Here is a 20,164-nt window from a genome sequence, read left to right as displayed (position 1 = left end):
CAGGTTGTTTAAGAGAAATAATTCGTCGGTATTGTACCGAATTCGGATAGAGTTTTCCATCTAATCCTGCATTTTAGCACAGATTATTCAGTAAAAACCTGTTGTTGCGCATATTAGCATAGGCTGATTTTAACCTACAAGCAGGAAATTGTTTTTATTTGATATCATAGGGTTAAGTTTGATTATCGTGAATCTCGGCCGTCTGAAAAACCGGTTTTCGCCGTTTTTTCTTTCCGTTTTCGCGCGTCTGGCAGGAGTATAAGACGAATCAAAAATGCCTTAAATAAGGCCTCGCAACGCCATCAAACTCGTTTTATTGCCCGCCCTTTCAGACGGCCCGACATAAGCGGGCAAATCAAACAAGGTTCTTTCTACCCCAAAAATTCTTTCAAAAACAGCAACACGCAGGCGAGTTCGTCGGCGGATTCGCGTTGCGTGCCGTTGCCGGTATGGCCGCCGCCGTCAGGCGAGTAGAGCCAAGATTGCGGCGAGGTTTCGCGCAGTTTGGCGTAGAACTTGAGCGCGTGGGCGGGATGGACGCGGTCGTCGCTGAGGCTGGTGGTAATGAGTGCGGGCGGATAATCGATGCCGTCTGAAAGATTGTGATACGGCGACAATTCGCCAAGCCAGCGTTTGCAGACTTCGTATTTCTGCGGATTGCCGTATTCGTCCGTCCAGCTTGAACCGGCGGACAGCAGCGGATAACGGATCATGTCGGTCAGCGGCACTTCGCACACCAGCGCACCGATGCTTTGCGGTTCGCGCACGAAGGCGGCGGCGGTAATCAGGCCGCCGTTGCTGCCGCCCTGCAAACCGATGTGTTCGGGCGAACTCATGCCGCGTTCGGACAAATCGCGCACGACTGCCAGCAAATCGTCGACGCTTTTATGTTTGCTTACGCCTTGCGCCGCCTGATGCCAGCGCGGGCCGAATTCGCCGCCGCCGCGTATGTTCGCCAACACGAAGGCGTTGCCCTCTTCCAGCCAATATTTGCCGACGCTGCCCAGATAATGCGGTAATTCGGGAATGCCGAAACCGCCGTAGGCATAGACTAAGGTCGGCGTGTCGGGGGCGGCGTTTTTGCCGACGTGGAAATAAGGAATGCGCTCGCCGTCGGCCGAAGTCGTCCAAAACTGCTGCACGTTGATGCCGTCTGAATCAAACTGTTGCGGCTGGCGGCGCATGACGGTCAGTTCCATCACGTTCAAATCCAGCGCAAACAGTGTCAGCGGCGTGGTGAAATCGCTGGCGGCAAGGTAAACCACGTCTCCGCCCCACGGCTGGTCGGTCATTTCCAACGCGCCCGAAGGCAGGCGCGGCAACTCGACTTCCTGCCATTTACCATCGGTAAAACGCCATGCTTTCAGACGGCCTTGTACGTTTTCCAACAGGCTCGCCACCACAAAACGCTTGGTCGTTTCCACGCTTTCCAATGCCTGCGTTTCATCTGGCGCAAACAAAAGCTGCGCCGCGCCCAATTCGCCCCGATTCAGCTTCACCGCCACCAGCGCGCCGCTCGGATAACTTTGATTCGCACGGTTCCAGTCTTTGCGCAACGTCAGCAAAAGATGCCCCGCCAGATAGCCGACCACATCGCAATCATTGGGCAGGTTTAACGGCTTCGCCTCGCCTTCGGACGACACCTGCAAATAGGTTTTGGTGTAAAAACCGTCCGACGCTTCAATCAAATCAATCGGCGAACCCTGCGGATCGAGATAACGCCACGCGTTCACCATCATCGCGCCTTTATCGATTTGATACACCGGCAGGCTTTCCTCGAAACTTTTGCCGCGCTCCACCAGCCACACTTCGCGCGGATAGCCAGATTCGGTCAACTGGCGTTCGTCCCAAGCCGGACACACCCAAACGCTGTTTTCATCGCGCCACGACACATGGTTTTTGCCTGCCGGAAAGTGAAAGCCGCCTTCTACCAATTCCCCTGCTTCCAAATCCACTTCCAGCGTATAAGCCGTATCGCCGCCCGATTTGCTCAGTGTTAACAACGCGCGGTTGGGCTGCTCTACCAAGTGCGACACACCGCCCAAATACACATCGTCGCCGAGCAATTCGTCGAAATCCGCCACTGAAAACAGGATTTTCCACTCAGGATAGCCGGAACGATAAGTCGCCGCCGTGCACACGCGGTACACGCCCTTCGGATATTCCGCGTCCTGATGGAAATGGTACATCCGCGCGCGGTGTTCCTGACAAAACGGAATCTGCCGCGTGTCCTGCATCTGCGCCAAAATGCCGTCAGACAATTCGCGTGCTTTGTCGTTTTCTAAAAAACGCGCACGCGTTTCGGCATGCGCCGCGGCGGCAAAATCTTGCGTTTCGGGGGCGTCGAGGTTTTCAAAATGGAGATAGGAATCGGGGTAGGATTTCATAAAAAAAGGCCGTCTGAAAGATTGGGAAACGGAATTATAACGGCAAAATCAAAAAGGCCGTCTGAAACCTGCGTTTCAGACGGCCTAAGTATGATTCAACTCAACGCCCGTATATTTTCCACAAACCTTCCTGCAAACCAAACGCAGGCTCGCCGTCTTTCGGCTGGGTGCGGACATAGCTGCCGTCAGGCTGCATCAGCCAAGCCTGGGTATTGTCTTCCAAAGCCATTTCCAAGCCTTCGCGGATCACGCGCTCTTTGAGTTCGGGCGTGGTAATCGGCGTGGCGACTTCAATGCGGCGGAAGAAGTTGCGACCCATCCAGTCGGCGCTGGAGATAAAGGTATCGTCTGCACCATTGTTATGGAAGCAATACACGCGCGAGTGTTCGAGTTGGCGGCCGATGATGGAGCGGACGCGGATGTTTTCGGACAAGCCTTTGACACCCGGGCGCAAGGTACACATACCGCGCACAATCAGGTCGATTTGCACGCCTGCCGCGCTGGCTTGATACAGCGCATCAATCACACTCGGCTCGATGAGTGAATTCATCTTGGCGGTAATCCGTGCCGGTTTACCGGCTTTGGCGTGTTCTGTTTCCTGCTTGATGCGGTCGATGACCATTTTGTGCAGGGTAAACGGGCTTTGATAGAGCTTGTTCAGACGGCCCGGCTTGCCCAAGCCTGTGATTTCCATAAACAGAATGTTCACATCGGCAGTGATTTGTTCGTCGGCGGTAATGATGCCGAAGTCGGTGTAAATGCGCGATGTGCCTTGGTGGTAGTTGCCGGTACCGAGGTGGGCATAACGCTTGAGCACGCCGTCTTCGCGACGGATAACCAAAGCCATTTTGGCATGGACTTTGTAGCCGAATACGCCGTACACGACGTGCGCGCCCGCCTCTTCCAGCTGCTTCGCCCAGTTGACGTTGTTGGCTTCGTCAAAACGCGCCATCAGTTCGACCACGACGGTAACTTGTTTACCCGCCAGCGCGGCCTTCATCAATGCGCGCACAAGCTCGGAATTGCTGCCGGTGCGGTAGATGGTCATTTTGACGGCCAATACATCCGGATCGGCCGCAGCCTCGCGTATCATTTGGACAACCGGATCAAACGACTGATACGGATGGTGCAGCAAAATCGGCGACTGTTTGACCAGTTTGAACACGGAGCCATTTTTGCGCAAGGCTTTCAGACGGCCTGCATTGCGCGGCGGAAACTTCAAATCTGGCCTGTCCACCAAATCGGGAACGGCATTAAGGCGCACCAAATTGACCGGCCCTTTGACCTGATACAGCTCGGTAGAAGTCAGTTTGAACTGGGCGAGCAGGAAATCGTGAATGTATGCCGGGCAAGTATCCGCCACTTCCAAGCGCACGCCGTCGCCGTATTCACGGTCGTGCAACTCGTTTTGAATCGCGGCACGCAGGTTTTTCAAATCTTCTTCATCAACCGTCAAATCGCTGTCGCGCGTGAGGCGGAACTGATGGCAGTCTTTAACCTTCATGCCGGGAAAGAGTTTGCCGACATGGGCGTGCAAAATAGACGATAAGAACACAAAGCCTGCATCACCGCCGCAAATTTCAGACGGCATGGGAACGACGCGCGGCAAAATGCGCGGAGCCTGCACAATCGCCATACCGGACGGACGGCCGAACGCATCCGTGCCTTCGAGTTCGACGGCGAAGTTGAGCGATTTGTTTAACGGGCGAGGAAACGGGTGTGACGGATCAAGGCCGATGGGCGTGAGAATGGGCAACAGCTCGTTGTCGAAATAGTTTTCGATCCATTTTTTCTGCGCGGCCGTCCATTTGTGGCGGCGATAGAAATGAATGCCGGCGCGGCTGAGTGCAGGCTGCAATACTTTGTTAAACAGGTCGTACTGCTCGCGAATCAAGGCCTGCGCCTCTTTCGCCACCGCTTCGATGGTTTCGGCTGCGGTTTTGCCGTTGTCGAGCAGCTGATGCGGGCGCAATTTGTTTTCGCGTTTCAGCCACGCCATGCGGACTTCAAAAAATTCGTCCAAATTAGAAGACACGATGCACAGGAAACGCAAACGTTCCAACAAAGGAACTTTCGTATCCTGCACCTGAGCCAGTACACGGCGGTTAAACGCCAACAGGCTGAGTTCTCGGCAGAGAATGCGGTTTTGCTCGGGCATAGTTCACTCCTGAAACATCGGTCATTAAGACTATCAAGTATAACGTTTTGACGCTGTTCCGTCAGGTTTCAGACGGCCTTAGCAGACAACCTCATCCCTATTTGAGGCAAGACAAAGGGTTATCCGTTTTTTTCTATGCCGAAACAGCGGTTTTTGCTATAATGCGCAGTTTAATGCAACCGCAATACCACTGCTAAAGGATAAGAAAATGGGCTTTTTGCAAGGCAAAAAAATTCTGATTACCGGCATGATCTCCGAGCGTTCCATCGCTTACGGCATCGCCAAAGCCTGCCGCGAACAAGGCGCGGAATTGGCATTTACTTATGTTGTCGACAAACTGGAAGAGCGCGTCCGTAAAATGGCGGCCGAACTCGGCTCCGAACTCGTGTTCCGCTGCGACGTTGCCAGCGATGACGAAATCAACCAAGTTTTCGTTGATTTGGGCAAACACTGGGACGGCTTGGACGGCCTCGTCCACTCCATCGGCTTCGCCCCCAAGGAAGCCTTGAGCGGCGACTTCCTCGACAGCATCAGCCGCGAAGCGTTCAACACCGCTCACGAAATCTCCGCATACAGCCTGCCTGCGCTGGCCAAAGCCGCACGTCCGATGATGCAGGGCCGCAACGCCGCAATCGTTGCACTGAGCTACTTGGGCGCCGTTCGTGCCATTCCTAACTACAACGTTATGGGCATGGCCAAAGCCAGCCTTGAAGCCGGCATCCGCTTCACCGCCGCCTGCCTGGGCAAAGAAGGCATCCGCTGCAACGGCATCTCCGCAGGCCCGATCAAAACCCTGGCCGCTTCCGGCATCGCCGATTTGAGCAAACTCTTGGGCCACGTCGCTTCCCACAACCCATTGGGCCGCAACGTTACCACTGAAGAAGTCGGCAACACCGCCGCCTTCCTGCTGTCCGACCTCGCTTCCGGCATTACCGGCGAGATTACCTACGTTGACGGCGGTTACAGCATCAATGCGCTGAACGACGAAGAGAACTAAACGGTTTACACACCAAACGCACTTTCATGATGAAAGTGCGTTTTTTATGGCCATTACATTATGGTTTGAATAACTGCATGACAAAAAAGGCCGTCTGAAAGTCAAATACGGATACGAAACATTACCTTTACAGGCTTTCAATGATTATGTTTTCAACATTATTATATTATCATTCTACCTCAATTTAAAATTCCGATAGAGCATTGATTCTAAAGATAACATTCATGTTATCTGATACTTAACCGCTGATAAAAAGTGGTGCAAAAAAGTAACAGAAAAAATTTAGACGGCCTGTTTTTCATACAGAAAGCATAGAAGCCGGGCATTTTTAGCATAAAATACAAAATTTAACATTAATGAATTTTTTCTTAACCGATAAAGCGTTAATATGCCTGCCGTTTTATTGAACTACATCTGATTTTGACTCAAACACATACAGGAGATTAATTATGTCAATCGCTTCAGAATTTAAAGAATTTATTATGCGTGGCAACGTTGTCGACCTCGCAGTCGGTATGGTTGTCGGTACAGCATTCAGCGGCATCGTCAAATCATTGGTTGATGATGTAATCATGCCTCCTATCGGTCTGCTGATCGGCGGCGTTGATTTCTCCAACCTGTTCATTACCCTGAAAGACGGCGCACAAGCCGCTCCTGCTGAAGGTTACGCCAACCTGGCAGCCGCTCAAGCAGCCGGTGCCGTTACCCTGAACATCGGTCTGTTCATCAACACCGTGATCAGCTTCCTGATCATCGCCGCTGCCATCTTCTGCGTGGTTAAAGCCATCAACTCTGTGAAAAAAGCCGAAGCTCCTGCTGAAGAAGCACCAGCAGAGCCTAGCGAAGAAGTTCTGTTGTTGCGCGAAATCCGTGACTCTCTGAACAAAAAATAATCACAATACCCAAACATACACACAAACCAAGGCCGTCTGAAACCATTTCAGACGGCCTTTTCTCATACTAATTTGGTATGCCTGTTAAGCCCTTCCGATTGAAAGAATTACGCCCTTCCCTTTCTCAGCAATCTATCCTGCTTTTTCAACCATGAAGCAACCCCTCATAGCAAACACAAAGAAAATGAGCAGCGCACCTCCTTGCCAATAAAAAAGCCCGATGCGTTCAACATCGGGCTTTTAACTGGAAAACCAATCTTAATCTTTGCGTGTTTCCACCAAAATCATTTCGACTGCTACGTCTTCCACTTCTACTTTAGGCACATCCGAACGGCGTGTTTTAGCAACCGGTTCAGGTTGTGGCTGCGTGGCAAAAGCGGCAACGGCTTGCGGATCGGTTTCAACGAAGATCAAATCGCCTAAGCTCTCAGGTACAACGATTGCAACAGGCGCTGCTTCAGCTACGGCTTCAGCTACGGCTTCAGTTTGTGTGGCAACAGTTTCGGTTGGTACTTCTGCTGGTGCAACAGTAGCCGTTTCATTCGGAGATAATACCGCAGAAATGGCTTCTTTGACGTTGCTGACTGCAGAAGCAAGCAGGGCTTGTTCAGCATCAGCGCCTTCAGTTTGCACTACGGCAGGCTCGTCTTCGCTTTCAATCGCAAATACGAATGGCTCTGCGCTGGCAACTTCAGGCTCGGATACCACAATCACCAGCGGCTCGGCATGATCATCTTCCTGCGGCAAAGGTACATTTTCAGCTTCAACCGTTTCGTTCAAACCTAAAACATGCGCTACGGCAAAGAGGACTTTGTCGGCAGTGTCGGTAATGTTCAGGTATTGCTCGATTTTTGCTGAAGACGGAATATTGCGTTTTTTGCTGTTGGAACGGCGGTCGTTGCGATTGTTGCGCTGACGGTTGTTGCGCTCGCGTCCTTGACGGCCGTTGTTTTTCACACCCTCTTCGCTGCGGGCGTTGTCGTCCGCTTCGACTTGCGCCTGTTCGCCATCGGCTTGAACGTTCGCATCCTCAATACGGTTTTCCGCATATTGGTTACGGTTGCGCTCGTTACGGCCGTTGTTGCGGCGGCGTTTATTGCCGTTTTGTTCCGCTTGGTTTTCAGACGGCATCTCAGCCAGTGCGGCCACTTCTTGAACGTTTACGTCTTCAACCGTTTCCTCAACACGGTTACGCTCGTTGTTGCGCTCATCGCGGCGGTTGTTGCGGTTGCGGCTGCGGCGGCTTTCTTTACGCTCGTCGTTGCGGCTTTCGCTTGATTTGTTTTCTTCAAACTTGCTCTCGGCAGCTTCGGCATTCACTTCGCGCACTTCAACTTTGCTGCCGTCGTTTTTGTTGTTGCGGCGTGGATTTTGACGGCGGCTGTTTGAACGGCGGTTGCTGTTTTGGCTGCGGTTGGTTGTAGTGCGTTTTTCGGCAGGCTCTTGAGCAACTGCCGCAGGTGCAGGCTCGCCGCCGAAAATGCGTTTCAACCAGGCTTTGAAGCTGTCCCACCAAGAGGCTTTTTTCTCAGGGGCGACAGTCGGTGCAGGCTGGGTATGGCGCACGCCTTTGACGGCAGGCTCAGGACGGGAAGCTTTGGCTTTTTCGCTGCCGAAAGGTTTGGCGGATTCGTCTTCTTCCGGCTCGGCAACGCGTTTGTAGCTCGGTTCGCCGTCTTCTTCTACGTCATCGATGCGGATGCGGTTGATTTCGTAGTGCGGATTTTCCAAGTGGATGTTTGGAATCAGGACGACGTTCACATCCAAACGTTCTTCCATCGCAAACAGCTCGGCGCGTTTTTCGTTCAACAGGAAGGTGGCGACATCGACAGGCACCTGTGCGCGTACTTCGCCGGTGTTGTCTTTCATTGCTTCTTCTTGAATGATGCGCAAAACGTGCAGGGCGGTGGATTCGATACCGCGGATAACGCCGGTACCGGCGCAGCGCGGACACGCAACATGGCTGCTTTCGCCCAAAGCCGGTTTCAAACGTTGGCGGCTCAATTCCAAAAGGCCGAAACGCGAAAGTTTGCCCATTTGCACGCGGGCGCGGTCTTTTTTGAGCGCGTCGCGCAGGACGTTTTCAACATCGCGCTGGTGTTTCGGATTTTCCATGTCGATGAAGTCGATGACGACCAAGCCGCCCAAGTCGCGCAGGCGCATTTGACGGGCGACCTCTTCGGCGGCTTCCATATTGGTTTTGAACGCGGTGTCTTCAATGTCCGAGCCACGTGTGGCGCGCGCAGAGTTGACGTCGATGGAAACCAGGGCTTCGGTGTGGTCGATCACAATCGCGCCGCCTGACGGCAAGCTGACGCTGCGTGAGAACGCGCTTTCGATTTGGTGTTCGATTTGGAAACGGGAGAACAGCGGCGTGTGGTCTTGATAGAGTTTCAGACGGCCTACATTGCTCGGCATGACGTAGCTCATGAACTCGGCAACTTGGTCGTAAACTTCTTGATTGTCCACCAAAATCTCGCCGATGTCGGGACGGAAATAGTCGCGAATCGCACGAATCAGCAGCGAGCTTTCCATAAAGAGCAGGTAAGGGTCATGATGCGCTTTGCCTGCTTCTTCAATGGCTTGCCAGAGCTGTTTGAGGTAGTTCAAGTCCCATTCCAACTCTTCCGCGCTGCGGCCGATGCCGGCGGTGCGGGCGATGATGCTCATGCCGTTCGGAATGTCGAGTTCTGCCATGGCGGCTTTCAACTCTTGGCGCTCTTCGCCTTCGATACGGCGGGATACGCCGCCGCCGCGCGGATTGTTCGGCATCAATACCAAATAGCGGCCGGCCAGGCTGATGAAGGTAGTCAGCGCCGCGCCTTTGTTGCCGCGCTCGTCTTTTTCGACTTGGACGATGACTTCCATGCCTTCTTTGAGCACGTCTTGAATACGCGCCCTGCCGCCTTCGTAGTCGCGGAAATATGAGCGCGACACTTCCTTAAACGGCAAAAAGCCGTGGCGGTCGGTTCCGTAATCGACGAAACACGCTTCCAGCGACGGCTCGATGCGGGTAATGATACCTTTGTAGATATTGCCTTTACGCTGTTCTTTGCCCAGCGTTTCGATGTCCAAGTCCAAAAGGTTTTGGCCATCGACAATGGCAACGCGCAGCTCTTCGGCCTGCGTTGCGTTGAATAACATTCTTTTCATAGTCACCTCGTGAACAGCGGCCGTTTGATTTGTGAATATCTTTTTCAGACGGCCTGTCTGTCCGGTTGGCACTCTGCAAAGGCAAGATGGGAAAATCCCCGTGTAACCAGTATTTGATTTGAAATCCGCAAGGTTGCATGCTTGAACTCAAGCCATGTGCGGACGGATTCGGATAAAGAAGGAAATAAAGAACAATGCGGCGGAAAGGTTGATGGTTCCGCTGCCGTCCGAATGCTGATGTTTCGGACAAAATGAAGGCAGCCTACATCTTCTTATTATCGTAGCGCCGGTAATTTCGGACGGTGCTGCGCGGACTGCGTCTTACGCCCGGCCGGACGGCAGGTTCAATTCAAACTTAATTACGGGATTGCGTTTGCCGGCTTTGAACAAACACAAGGAAATGCTTTGCGGAGTGCGTTTTTAATATAAAATCTCGTTTTAACAATAAATCCGTTTCAGACGGCCTGCGACGGCAGGTTCAAGTCCCGAAACGGACGTTTGGGATTATAGAGAAAATGCACGCAATACGCAAAGATTCAGTCAGCCTGATTGCCGTTGCCGAACACGAGGAAGGCCAACGCCTTGATAACTATCTGATAAAAATCCTCAAAGGCGTCCCGAAAAGCCATATCCACCGCATCATCCGCGCCGGCGAAGTGCGGCTGAACAAAAAACGCTGCAAACCCGACAACCGCATTCAGGCAGGCGATACCGTCCGCATTCCGCCGATACGTACCGCCGAAAAACAAAGGCCGTCTGAAAGCCAGGCCGCGCCCGCGCGCGAATTTGACATCGTTTACGAAGACGATGCGCTTTTGGTCATCAACAAACCGTCCGGCGTTGCCGTCCACGGCGGCAGCGGCGTGAGCTTCGGCGTCATCGAACAAATCCGCCGCGCCCGTCCCGAAGCGCGTTATCTCGAACTCGTCCACCGCCTCGACAAAGACACCAGCGGCCTTTTGATGATAGCCAAAAAACGCAGCGCCTTGGTGAAACTGCACGAAGCCATCCGCAACGACCATCCGAAAAAAATCTATCTCGCACTGGGTGTCGGCAGGCTGCCGAACGACCGCTTCCACGTCAAGCTCCCCCTGTTCAAATACACCGGCGCACAAGGCGAAAAAATGGTGCGTGTCAGCGAAGACGGCCAATCCGCCCACACCATCTTCCGCGTGTTAAACCGTTTTTCAGACGGCCTTTTGCACCAAGTCGGCCTATCCGACCTGACCTTTGTCGAAGCCACCCTGAAAACCGGCCGCACCCACCAAATCCGCGTCCATCTGCAATCGCAAGACTGCCCCATTGCCGGCGACGAACGCTACGGCGACTATCAAGCCAACAAACGCCTGCAGAAACTCGGTTTGAAAAGAATGTTCCTGCACGCTTCCGAGCTGCACCTCGCCCATCCGCTGACCGGCGAAAAACTGATTCTGAAAGCACCCCTGCCGCAAGAATTGGCGCAATTCGTTTTAATGTTGGAAAATCAGGAAAAGGCCGTCTGAAAGGAAACCCATGAAACCCAAACTCATTATTTTCGACTGGGACGGCACGCTTGCCGACACCACCAATCCCATCATCCACACCTTCCAACAAAGCTTTGCCGATTGCGGCCTGCCCGTTCCCGAAGCCGACCAAATCCGCCCGCTCATCGGATACAGCCTCTCCGGCATCATCCGCCGCCTTGCCCACAACGTCAGCGAACACGTTCAGGAAACCCTGATTGAGACCTATGCCGCGCACTACCTTAATCCCAACAACCGCAACATGACCCTGTTCCCCGAAGCCCTGCCCTGCCTGCAACGCTTGAAGCAACAAGGTTATTGGCTTGCCGTAGCGACCGGCAAAGGCCGCAGCGGACTGGATAGGTCCATCGAGCAAACCGGCACCCAAGCCTTTTGGCTGGAAACCGCCTGCGCTAGCGAATATCCGTCCAAACCCGCGCCCGATATGGTACTCGCCCTCTGCGACCGACTGGGGATTGAGCCGGAAGAGGCCGTCGTCGTCGGCGACACCACCCACGACCTAGAAATGGCCGCCAACGCCAAAATCCGCGCCATCGCCGTTACCACCGGCGCGCACACCGCCAAACAGCTTTCCGCCCTGCCCCATGTCGCCATGCTCAACAGCCTGGCCGAATTGCCTGACGTATTGGAAACCTTATAAAAAGCTATGCAACATCTATATTAAAGGCTGTCTGAAACCTATTTTCAGACGGCCTTGAATTTGTTTTATCGATCCGAACGCACCCTGACAAATGTTGCAAATTTCGGCGTTCCTTTTTGCGTAAAACCACGATAACGGTAAGTAATCAGCGCACCGATTTTCGGCGGATGATCGCGGTCCTTATCCTTAAAACCGCTACCGATACGAAACTCGCCATATCGGTTTTTACACCCGATCGCACCCAAACGCCCGACATTGCGCCCTTTGCCCTCATAATGACGCGTTACCGTACATTCATCATCATATTCACTTTTCAGCTTCAACAGCTGCCCATTTCTACCGCTTGCATAACGGGCTTCAGGTTGACGCAGCATCACCCCTTCCCCACCCAGCGCTTCAACTTGTTTCAAAAAATCCAAAGCATGCTGTTTGTCGCGCACCTTGATTTGCGGAATAACCGTAAACCGTGCCGACGGGTGTGATTTCAGCCATTTCGAAGCCGTTTCCAGCCGCTGATACAGATTACCCTGCGCCTGTGGCACATCAAAAACATGCAAACGAATGCCGTCCCAAGTTCCCGAGGCAGAACGCACCGTCGCGGAAATTTGCTCAAACCGCCCTCGTCCGCTGTACAACTCGCCATCCATCGGAAACGGCGGAAAACCTGCTGTAAAACCTTTGGGCGGTGTAAACGCATAGCCCTGACGACTGACCAGCTGCCTGCCGTCCCAATACGCGCGTACGCCATCTAACTTTTCGCTCATGGCCCAACCGGCAATATCTTGATTTTTATATTCCTGCGCCAACAACAAATCCGCACCAAACGCCGCAGAGATGAAAGAAGCCGCAAAAATCGGTATCATGGTTCGCATTACATTATTCATAAGACACTTTTCCAGATTTGCTTTTTATTATATATGCATAATAACAAAAGGCCGTCTGAACCGTAAACAAACATTAAATAAGCCTTTCCGTAGGAACATCCATGGCACTCCAATTTGAAATCAACGCCGTTACCCCCTTCCGTCAAAACTGCACGCTGATTTGGGATGACGAAACCAAAGAAGCCGTTTTGACCGATGTCGGCGGCGACGTACCCTATTTATTGCAACAAGTCCAAAACAAAGGCCTCAAGCTGACCGCCATTTGGCTGACCCACGGCCATCTTGACCACGCAGGCGGCGTGGTTGAGCTTTTGAAAACCTGCGACGTACCCGTTCTCGGCCCGCACAAAAACGACGAATTCCTGCTCCAAGCCCTTCCGCAAACGACGGCGCAATACGGTTTCCCCGTTTCTCCGTCATTCACGCCGACGCGCTGGCTGGAAGAAGGGGAAACGCTCAAGGTCGGCAACTACAGTTTCCAAGTCCTCCACATTCCCGGCCACACCCCCGGCCAAGTCGTTTTTTACAACGCTGAAAACGGACTTTTAGTCGCAGGCGATGTTTTATTTTATGAGACCGTTGGTCGCACAGATTTTCCGCGCGGCAATCATGATGACCTCATAAACAATATCCGCGCTAAACTATTAACCCTGCCCGAAAACACGCAAGTTATCGCCGGACACGGCCGCATGACCAGCATCGGGCATGAGAAAAGGTACAATCCGTTTCTGGTTCGTTAATATGAATGTTGTATAAAGCCAACATTCTGACATACTCAAATTATGCGTATAAAGGAAAACTGGCATACAATTTGCAGGGATAACACCCGAAAGATTAAGTACCTAATCTCCGGCAAATGCCAAAAAGAACTAAAGCACAAAGATAACAAGGTATTACGCAATACAACCTGATTTATCGAAAACCGGACATCTCTAAACCCCAAGCCTGACTCGCAGTGAAATTGTTACAAAGTGACAATAAATGTCAGTCAGGCCGTCTGAACGGTTCTGCCGACTCAGGCGGATACAACGGAGATGAGGCGCAATGCCCTGCCGGAATGTGCCGATGTTCTGTTTGTCAAACCGTCGGGTACATCTTTAAGAAGCACAACATTATTTGGGTAAACCGGCAAACTCGCTGCCGGCACTAACAGGCCGTCTGAAAAGTTCGGCTGGTAAAATCAATAAAAGGATTATCAAATGAAAAAAATCGCAAAAGTGGGCTTTGCCCTGCTGGCTACCGGCCTGCTGGCCGCCTGTGCTACTAAGAGTAAAATCACTCCTGAAGGCACTACCGACGAGCCTCGCTTCCCTAAACCTTACTCCCTGACCTTCAACAATGACCGCGGTACATTCCCGACTTTTGACGAGTTGGATCAAATGCGTCCTGGTCTGACCAAAGACGACATCTACAAAATCCTCGGCCGTCCTCACTACGACGAAGGCATGGTTGGCGTGCGTGAATGGGACTACTTGTTCCACTTCTACACCCCGGGCGTAGGCGTTGACCCTGAAAACACTTCCGGCGTTGAAGGCATCACTACTTGCCAATACAAAGTGATCTTCGACAAAGACAAATTTGCACGCAGCTTCTTCTGGAATCCAGTATTCCCTAAAGATGCCGTATGTCCTCCTCCAGCACCTAAACAAGAGCCTCAAGTGATCATCCGCGAGATCATTAAAGAAGCTCCTAAACGCATCCGTCAATAAGGACAAATTTGAAACGGATCCTATTGGGTATAGCCTTGGCAGCAGGCCTGAACTCTTTGGCCGCTGCCGATGCTGTCAGCGACTATATCCAACGCAAAAAAGTCGTGGTCAATACAGCTAAGGCGGAGCTTTGCTTTGCCGATGACGGTCAGTGCCATCCGGTACTGATTGGCAAGACCACGCCGAAAGGCAAGTTCAATATGACGCCGATGATGACCAGCAAACCGGGTTACGGTGGCGAGGTTATCGGCTTCAAAGAAGAAAATGACTTTCTGTTTGCGTTACACCGGGTATGGACGCTCAAGCCGCAGGAAAGGCGCATGGAACGCATCGCTTCTCCCAATGTGGCCGACCGCATCATAACCAATGGTTGTATCAACGTACAAAATAATGTGTACGAAAAACTGCGTCAGTATTTCATTTTGGAAATCATCTGATGTAAGTCAGTCAAACAAAGGCCGTCTGAAACTTTTCAGACGGCCTTTCTTCTCAAACGAAAATTCAACGGCAATTTGCTTGCTCCGTCAGCGCCAAACGCCAAACGAAGAATATTTGGCCGCTTCATTCTCTACTCATCCTCAAGCCATATCACTTTTTACCATATCCAAAGAACCAACGGTTATTTATGCCGTTTTCCGCCCAATGCTAGAATCGCGCGTTTATATATCGGCCCGCCGAGAAATCAAATAAAGAATATAGCGGCAGGAATAGTTTTATTCCCTGCCCCTTACACACACAAACATCATGACCGATTCTTCTGCCAAATTACCCAATTTGTGGCTGCTGATTGCCGCTGCCGCCTCCATCCTGCTGATTACCATCGGCATGAGGATGACTTTAGGGCTTTTTGTCCTGCCCGTCGTCAACTCAACCGAATTGAGCATGACCCAGTTCAGCCTGATTATTGCCGTTTTCCAATTGATGTGGGGCATATCGCAACCCTTGTCCGGCGCGTTGGCCGACCGTTTCGGCGCGTTTAAGGTTTTAGCCAGCGGTACGGTTCTGTTGATTGCCGCCTGTCTGATGGTGCCGCAAATGCCGACTTATTGGGGGCTGATGCTAGGTATAGGTTTATTGTTGGCATTCGGTACGGGCTCGGGCGGATTTTCCATCATTATGGGACAGGTCGCTGCCAAAACGCCGCTTCATCGGCGCGGCTTGGCTTCCGGCCTGGTCAATGCAGGCGGGTCCGCAGGGCAATTTTTGTTCGCGCCGCTTGTTCAAGGTTTGATTGCCCTGCCCCACGTCGGCTGGACGGGGACATTTTATGTTTGGGCAGTCATTGCCATCTTGATTTTGCCGATTTCTTGGTGGCTGGCCGGCGGCAAACATGCTGCTCATACCGTCCACACAGACGACGGCGGCCAAACCCTGAAGCAGGCCGTCTGTAAGGCTTTCGCCAACCGCAGCTATATCTTGCTACATTTGGGTTTCTTTACCTGCGGTTTCCACATCGCCTTTTTGGTTACCCACCTGCCGACCGAAATTTCACTTTGCGGCCTCCCCGCTACGGTCGCTTCGACCTCCATTGCCATTATTGGTTTGGCAAACATCGCCGGCTGTATTTTTTCAGGCTGGTGTACCGGCAGATTTTTGGGCAAATACGTCCTCTTCGGTTTATATGCTTCGCGTGTCGCCATGATATTGATTTATCTGGCCGCACCTAAAACCGATTTGAACTTCTATCTTTTCGCTGCCGGACTCGGTTTCACTTGGCTGGCAACCGTCGCCCCCACCGCCGCCATCACCGGCAAACTTTTCGGCACGCGCTACTTGGCCACCCTCTTCGGGTTGACCATGTTGAGCCACCAAATCGGCGGCTTTTTGGGTTCGTACATCGGCGGCATCGTCATCACGCGCTTCAACGATTACGGCTGGATGTGGTACGCCGACGCAGTCTTGGCAGGTGCGGCAGCCCTGTTGAATTTACTAATTCATGAACGGAAAGCGGCTGCCGCCTGACACTGAAACCTTGGCATTTCAAGGCCGTCTGAAACGTTTCAGACGGCCTTTGCCTTATTCCATTTTTTGTGTTTTATCCACAATCGATATTCCTATCCATTATTTAACACTCCCTTACAAACCCGTTAAAATACTGCCTTTATTATGCTGATTGTCTGACTCTGATGAACTGGTCTTACCTGATCGATGCCATCCCCAAATTCGTCGATGCGGCAAAGCTGACGCTGGAATTGTCGGTATATGGCGTCGTTTTGTCGTTGCTGTTCGGCCTGCCCGTTGCCGTGGTTACGGCATACCGCATCCGCCCCTTCTACGCATTGGCACGCGCCTATATCGAGCTGTCGCGCAATACGCCCCTGCTGATCCAATTGTTTTTCCTGTATTACGGCCTGCCGAAAATGGGCATTAAATGGAACGGTTTCACCTGCGGCGTAATCGCACTGGTTTTCTTGGGCGCAAGCTACATGGCGGAAGCCATCCGTGCCGGTATTCTGGCCGTCCCCAAAGGGCAGATCGAAGCGGGTAAGGCCATCGGTTTGAGCCGCTTTCAAGTGTTCCGCTATATCGAATTACCTCAGGCATGGGCGGTCGCCGTTCCCGCCATCGGCGCAAACGTATTGTTTTTGATGAAAGAAACATCTATCGTCAGCGCGGTCGGCATTGCAGAATTGTTGTTCGTTACCAAAGACATCATCGGCATGGACTATAAAACCAACGAAGCCTTGTTCCTGCTGTTTGCCAGCTACCTGATCATCCTTCTGCCCGTTTCGCTTCTGGCGCGCTGGGCAGAAAACCGCGTACGGAGTGCAAAATATGGTGTTTGACTGGCTGTTTGAAGGACAAAACGCGGCACGCTTGGGCGAAGGCCTGTTGCTGACAGCGCAGATTTCCCTGGCCTCCGTTGCCGCTTCCTGCGTATTGGGTACGCTGTTCGGCTTGGTTTTGCGTTCGCGCAACCGGCTCATCCGCTTTATCGGACGGTTTTATCTCGAAACCATCCGAATCGTGCCGATTTTGGTGTGGCTGTTCGGCCTGTATTTCGGCCTATCCGTCTGGACAGGCATCCACATCGACGGATTTTGGGTCTGCGTCTGGGTATTTACCATGTGGGGCATCGCCGAAATGGGCGATTTGGTCCGCGGCGCATTGGAATCGATTGAAAAACACCAAGTCGAATCAGGCCTGGCACTCGGCTTGAGCCGCGGGCAGGTATTCCGCTACATCGAGCTGCCGCAAAGCATCCGCCGCGTATTGCCCGGTGCCGTCAATCTGTTTACGCGCATGATCAAAACCAGCTCGCTCGCCTCCCTTATCGGCGTCATCGAAGTCGTCAAAGTCGGCCAGCAAATCATCGAAAACTCGCTGCTGACGCAACCCAATGCTTCATTTTGGGTTTACGGCCTGATTTTTATGCTGTATTTCTTCTGTTGCTGGCCGCTGTCGCTGCTGGCGGCAAAACTTGAACAAAAATGGGAACACTGACATGACTTTACTGAGCATCCGCAACCTGCACAAACAATACGGCAACGTAACCGCCATTCAATCCTTGGACTTGGACTTGGAAAAAGGCGAAGTCATCGTACTGCTGGGCCCGTCCGGCTGCGGCAAATCCACCCTCCTGCGCTGCGTCAACGGTTTGGAGCCGCACCAAGGCGGCAGCATCGTGATGGACGGAGTCGGCGAATTCGGCAAAGACGTTTCCTGGCAAACCGCCCGGCAAAAAGTCGGCATGGTCTTTCAAAGCTATGAACTGTTTGCCCACATGACCGTCATCGAAAACATCCTCTTAGGCCCGGTGAAAGTACAAAACCGCAACCGTGCCGAAGCAGAGGCACAAGCCGACAAACTGTTGGAACGCGTCGGCTTGCTCGACCGCAAAAACGCCTATCCGCGCGAACTCTCCGGCGGCCAGAAACAACGCATCGCCATTGTCCGCGCCCTGTGCCTGAATCCGGAAGTCATCCTGCTGGACGAAATCACCGCCGCACTCGACCCTGAAATGGTGCGCGAGGTCTTGGAAGTGGTTTTAGAACTCGCCCGCGAAGGCATGAGCATGCTCATCGTAACCCATGAAATGGGGTTTGCCCGCAAAGTTGCCGACCGCATCGTCTTCATGGACAAAGGCGGCATCGTCGAATCGTCCGACCCCGAAACCTTCTTCTCCGCCCCCAAAAGCGAACGCGCCCGCCAATTCTTGGCAGGCATGGACTACTGATTTTATTTTCAGGCCGTCCGAACCCTTTTTCAGACGGCCTCCACTTTCAACCAAACATTTGAAAAGGAAACACTCATGCAATTGAACGCCAAATTCAAAGCCCTCCTCGCCTCCGCCGCCATCGCCGTCGGCCTGACTGCCTGCGGGGGCGGCTCCGGCGATGCCCAATCTTCACAAAGCAGCGGCGCGGCAACCGTTGCCGCCATCAAAGAAAAAAGCGTTATCCGTATCGGCGTATTCGGCGACAAGCCTCCGTTCGGCTATGTTGACGCCAACGGTAAAAACCAAGGCTTTGACGTTGAAATCGCCAAAGACCTGGCCAAAGACCTGCTCGGCAGCCCCGACAAAGTCGAATTCGTCCTGACCGAGGCCGCAAACCGCGTCGAATACGTCCGTTCCGGCAAAGTCGACCTCATCCTCGCCAACTTCACCAAAACACCCGAACGCGCCGAAGCCGTCGATTTCGCCGATCCTTACATGAAAGTGGCCTTAGGCGTGGTTTCCCCCAAAGACAAACCGATTACCGACGTTGCGCAATTGAAAGACCAAACCCTGCTGGTCAACAAAGGCACCACCGCCGACGCCTTCTTCACCAAAAGCCATCCTGAAGTCAAACTGCTGAAATTCGACCAAAATACCGAAACCTTCGACGCACTGAAAGACGGCCGCGGCGTAGCACTCGCCCACGACAACGCCCTGCTATGGGCATGGGCAAAAGAAAACCCGAATTTTGAAGTCGCCATCGGCAACCTCGGCCCTGCCGAATTCATCGCCCCGGCTGTTCAAAAAGGCAACACCGACCTCCTGAACTGGGTCAACGGCGAAATCGCCGCCATGAAAAAAGACGGCCGTCTGAAAGCCGCCTATGAAAAAACCCTCTTGCCCGTGTATGGCGAGAAAGTCAAACCGGAAGAATTGTTGGCGGAATAAACTGACTATTTTCTCGGCAAAAAGTCACTTTCCCGTATTTCAGCCATTCGATTTGTGATTCATTTAAACAAATATCATATCCAACGACAGGCCGTCTGAACGTGTTATCGATACCTTCAGACGGCCTGTTGTTTAAAAACGAATAACATGATAACCTTTTAATAACGGATGAAATAATTCGTCCGATATTTCTACAAAGCAAAAAGGACTCTATCTTATGAACCGTCGTCAATTTATCGGCAGCGCTGCTGCTGTCTCTCTCACCGCCGCCGCTTCTTTTGCTCGCGCTCACGACCATGCTGGCCATGCACACCATGCCGGTCACGCACATTCTGCACCGCGCGCCTACGAAGCCGCGCGCAAAGCAGCCGCACATTGCGTTGAAGCCGGTCAAATCTGCCTGGCACACTGCATCGCCCTGTTGAGCGAAGGCGATACCTCCATGAAAGACTGCGCAGCCGGCGTCAATCAAATGCTGGCACTGTGCGGCACCTTGCAAAACCTCGCCGCTCAAAATTCACGCCTGACTCCGTCTTTGGCAAAAGTGTGCATCGAAGCCTGCAAACAATGTTCCGCCGCCTGCAAAGAACACGCCGGCCACCACGCAGAATGCAAAGCCTGCTACGAATCTTGCTTGGCCTGCATTAAAGAATGCGAAAAAATTGCCGCTTAATCAATATTAAAAAAGGCCGTCTGAAATCTTTCAGACGGCC

17 protein-coding genes are annotated in these 20,164 nt (G+C 52.6%); 13 read left to right on the top strand and 4 right to left on the bottom strand.

Annotation, left to right across the window (positions count from 1 at the left end; translation table 11 throughout):
- Nucleotides 1-371: 371 nt before the first annotated feature.
- The gene (locus HMPREF2661_RS07710; RefSeq protein ID WP_049323117.1) at nucleotides 372-2,387 is read right to left on the bottom strand and encodes a prolyl oligopeptidase family serine peptidase; all 2,016 of its coding nucleotides are present in this window, start codon (nucleotides 2,385-2,387) and stop codon (nucleotides 372-374) included.
- Nucleotides 2,388-2,487: 100 nt separating this feature from the next.
- The gene (gene ppk1, locus HMPREF2661_RS07705) at nucleotides 2,488-4,545 is read right to left on the bottom strand and encodes a polyphosphate kinase 1 (RefSeq protein WP_070823157.1); all 2,058 of its coding nucleotides are present in this window, start codon (nucleotides 4,543-4,545) and stop codon (nucleotides 2,488-2,490) included.
- Nucleotides 4,546-4,753: 208 nt separating this feature from the next.
- Between ppk1 and fabI the strand changes: the two genes are divergently transcribed.
- Nucleotides 4,754-5,542 carry an enoyl-ACP reductase FabI gene (gene fabI, locus HMPREF2661_RS07700; protein WP_003748060.1) on the top strand — a complete coding sequence of 263 codons (789 nt, stop codon included), beginning with the start codon at nucleotides 4,754-4,756 and terminating at the stop codon, nucleotides 5,540-5,542.
- 449 nt (nucleotides 5,543-5,991) lie between these two features.
- The gene (gene mscL / locus HMPREF2661_RS07695) at nucleotides 5,992-6,435 is read left to right on the top strand and encodes a large conductance mechanosensitive channel protein MscL (RefSeq protein ID WP_063076767.1); all 444 of its coding nucleotides are present in this window, start codon (nucleotides 5,992-5,994) and stop codon (nucleotides 6,433-6,435) included.
- Between the two features lie 258 nt (nucleotides 6,436-6,693).
- Here the strand turns inward: mscL and HMPREF2661_RS07690 are convergent, their stop codons facing one another.
- Complete coding sequence (locus tag HMPREF2661_RS07690) at nucleotides 6,694-9,588, bottom strand: Rne/Rng family ribonuclease (RefSeq protein WP_070823154.1); 2,895 nt, start codon at nucleotides 9,586-9,588, stop codon at nucleotides 6,694-6,696.
- Nucleotides 9,589-10,103: 515 nt separating this feature from the next.
- Between HMPREF2661_RS07690 and HMPREF2661_RS07685 the strand changes: the two genes are divergently transcribed.
- Nucleotides 10,104-11,090: an RluA family pseudouridine synthase gene (locus HMPREF2661_RS07685; RefSeq protein ID WP_070823151.1), complete on the top strand. Its 987-nt coding sequence runs from the start codon at nucleotides 10,104-10,106 to the stop codon at nucleotides 11,088-11,090.
- A 10-nt stretch (nucleotides 11,091-11,100) separates the two neighbouring features.
- Complete coding sequence (locus HMPREF2661_RS07680) at nucleotides 11,101-11,751, top strand: HAD-IA family hydrolase (protein ID WP_070823148.1); 651 nt, start codon at nucleotides 11,101-11,103, stop codon at nucleotides 11,749-11,751.
- A 65-nt stretch (nucleotides 11,752-11,816) separates the two neighbouring features.
- Here HMPREF2661_RS07680 and HMPREF2661_RS07675 read toward each other — a convergent pair whose 3' ends face one another.
- Entirely contained in the window at nucleotides 11,817-12,623 is an 807-nt protein-coding gene (locus tag HMPREF2661_RS07675) for a DNA ligase (protein WP_070823145.1), read from the bottom strand.
- A 113-nt stretch (nucleotides 12,624-12,736) separates the two neighbouring features.
- On the opposite strand from HMPREF2661_RS07675, the gene HMPREF2661_RS07670 reads away from it, so the two are divergent.
- The 9 genes from HMPREF2661_RS07670 to HMPREF2661_RS07630 all read left to right on the top strand — a co-directional run bounded on the left by HMPREF2661_RS07670 (nucleotide 12,737) and on the right by HMPREF2661_RS07630 (nucleotide 20,124).
- Nucleotides 12,737-13,375: an MBL fold metallo-hydrolase gene (locus HMPREF2661_RS07670; RefSeq protein WP_070823143.1), complete on the top strand. Its 639-nt coding sequence runs from the start codon at nucleotides 12,737-12,739 to the stop codon at nucleotides 13,373-13,375.
- A 459-nt stretch (nucleotides 13,376-13,834) separates the two neighbouring features.
- Complete coding sequence (locus HMPREF2661_RS07665) at nucleotides 13,835-14,344, top strand: outer membrane protein assembly factor BamE (protein WP_036492125.1); 510 nt, start codon at nucleotides 13,835-13,837, stop codon at nucleotides 14,342-14,344.
- 8 nt (nucleotides 14,345-14,352) lie between these two features.
- A complete protein-coding gene (locus tag HMPREF2661_RS07660) occupies nucleotides 14,353-14,781 on the top strand; it encodes a hypothetical protein (protein WP_036492127.1) in 429 nt (142 codons plus the stop codon).
- A gap of 307 nt (nucleotides 14,782-15,088) precedes the next feature.
- Nucleotides 15,089-16,306: an MFS transporter gene (locus tag HMPREF2661_RS07655; RefSeq protein ID WP_070823140.1), complete on the top strand. Its 1,218-nt coding sequence runs from the start codon at nucleotides 15,089-15,091 to the stop codon at nucleotides 16,304-16,306.
- Between the two features lie 164 nt (nucleotides 16,307-16,470).
- A complete protein-coding gene (locus HMPREF2661_RS07650) occupies nucleotides 16,471-17,130 on the top strand; it encodes an amino acid ABC transporter permease (RefSeq protein ID WP_070823138.1) in 660 nt (219 codons plus the stop codon).
- Nucleotides 17,120-17,788 carry an amino acid ABC transporter permease gene (locus HMPREF2661_RS07645; protein ID WP_049344971.1) on the top strand — a complete coding sequence of 223 codons (669 nt, stop codon included), beginning with the start codon at nucleotides 17,120-17,122 and terminating at the stop codon, nucleotides 17,786-17,788. Before HMPREF2661_RS07650 ends, HMPREF2661_RS07645 begins: the two co-directional genes overlap by 11 nt.
- 1 nt (nucleotide 17,789) lies before the next feature.
- Nucleotides 17,790-18,521, top strand: coding sequence for an amino acid ABC transporter ATP-binding protein (locus HMPREF2661_RS07640; protein ID WP_070823135.1), 732 nt, complete (start codon nucleotides 17,790-17,792; stop codon nucleotides 18,519-18,521).
- Between the two features lie 75 nt (nucleotides 18,522-18,596).
- Complete coding sequence (locus HMPREF2661_RS07635) at nucleotides 18,597-19,451, top strand: amino acid ABC transporter substrate-binding protein (protein WP_070823132.1); 855 nt, start codon at nucleotides 18,597-18,599, stop codon at nucleotides 19,449-19,451.
- Between the two features lie 217 nt (nucleotides 19,452-19,668).
- Nucleotides 19,669-20,124, top strand: a complete 456-nt coding sequence (locus HMPREF2661_RS07630) for a four-helix bundle copper-binding protein (protein WP_070823129.1) — start codon at nucleotides 19,669-19,671, stop codon at nucleotides 20,122-20,124.
- The last annotated feature ends 40 nt before the right edge of the window (nucleotides 20,125-20,164 follow it).

This window comes from Neisseria sp. HMSC061B04 (genome assembly GCF_001836705.1).
Taxonomy (GTDB): Bacteria; Pseudomonadota; Gammaproteobacteria; order Burkholderiales; family Neisseriaceae; genus Neisseria.
The sequence above is the reverse complement of the archived record's forward strand: the minus strand, read 5'-3'. Positions and strand labels throughout refer to the sequence as shown.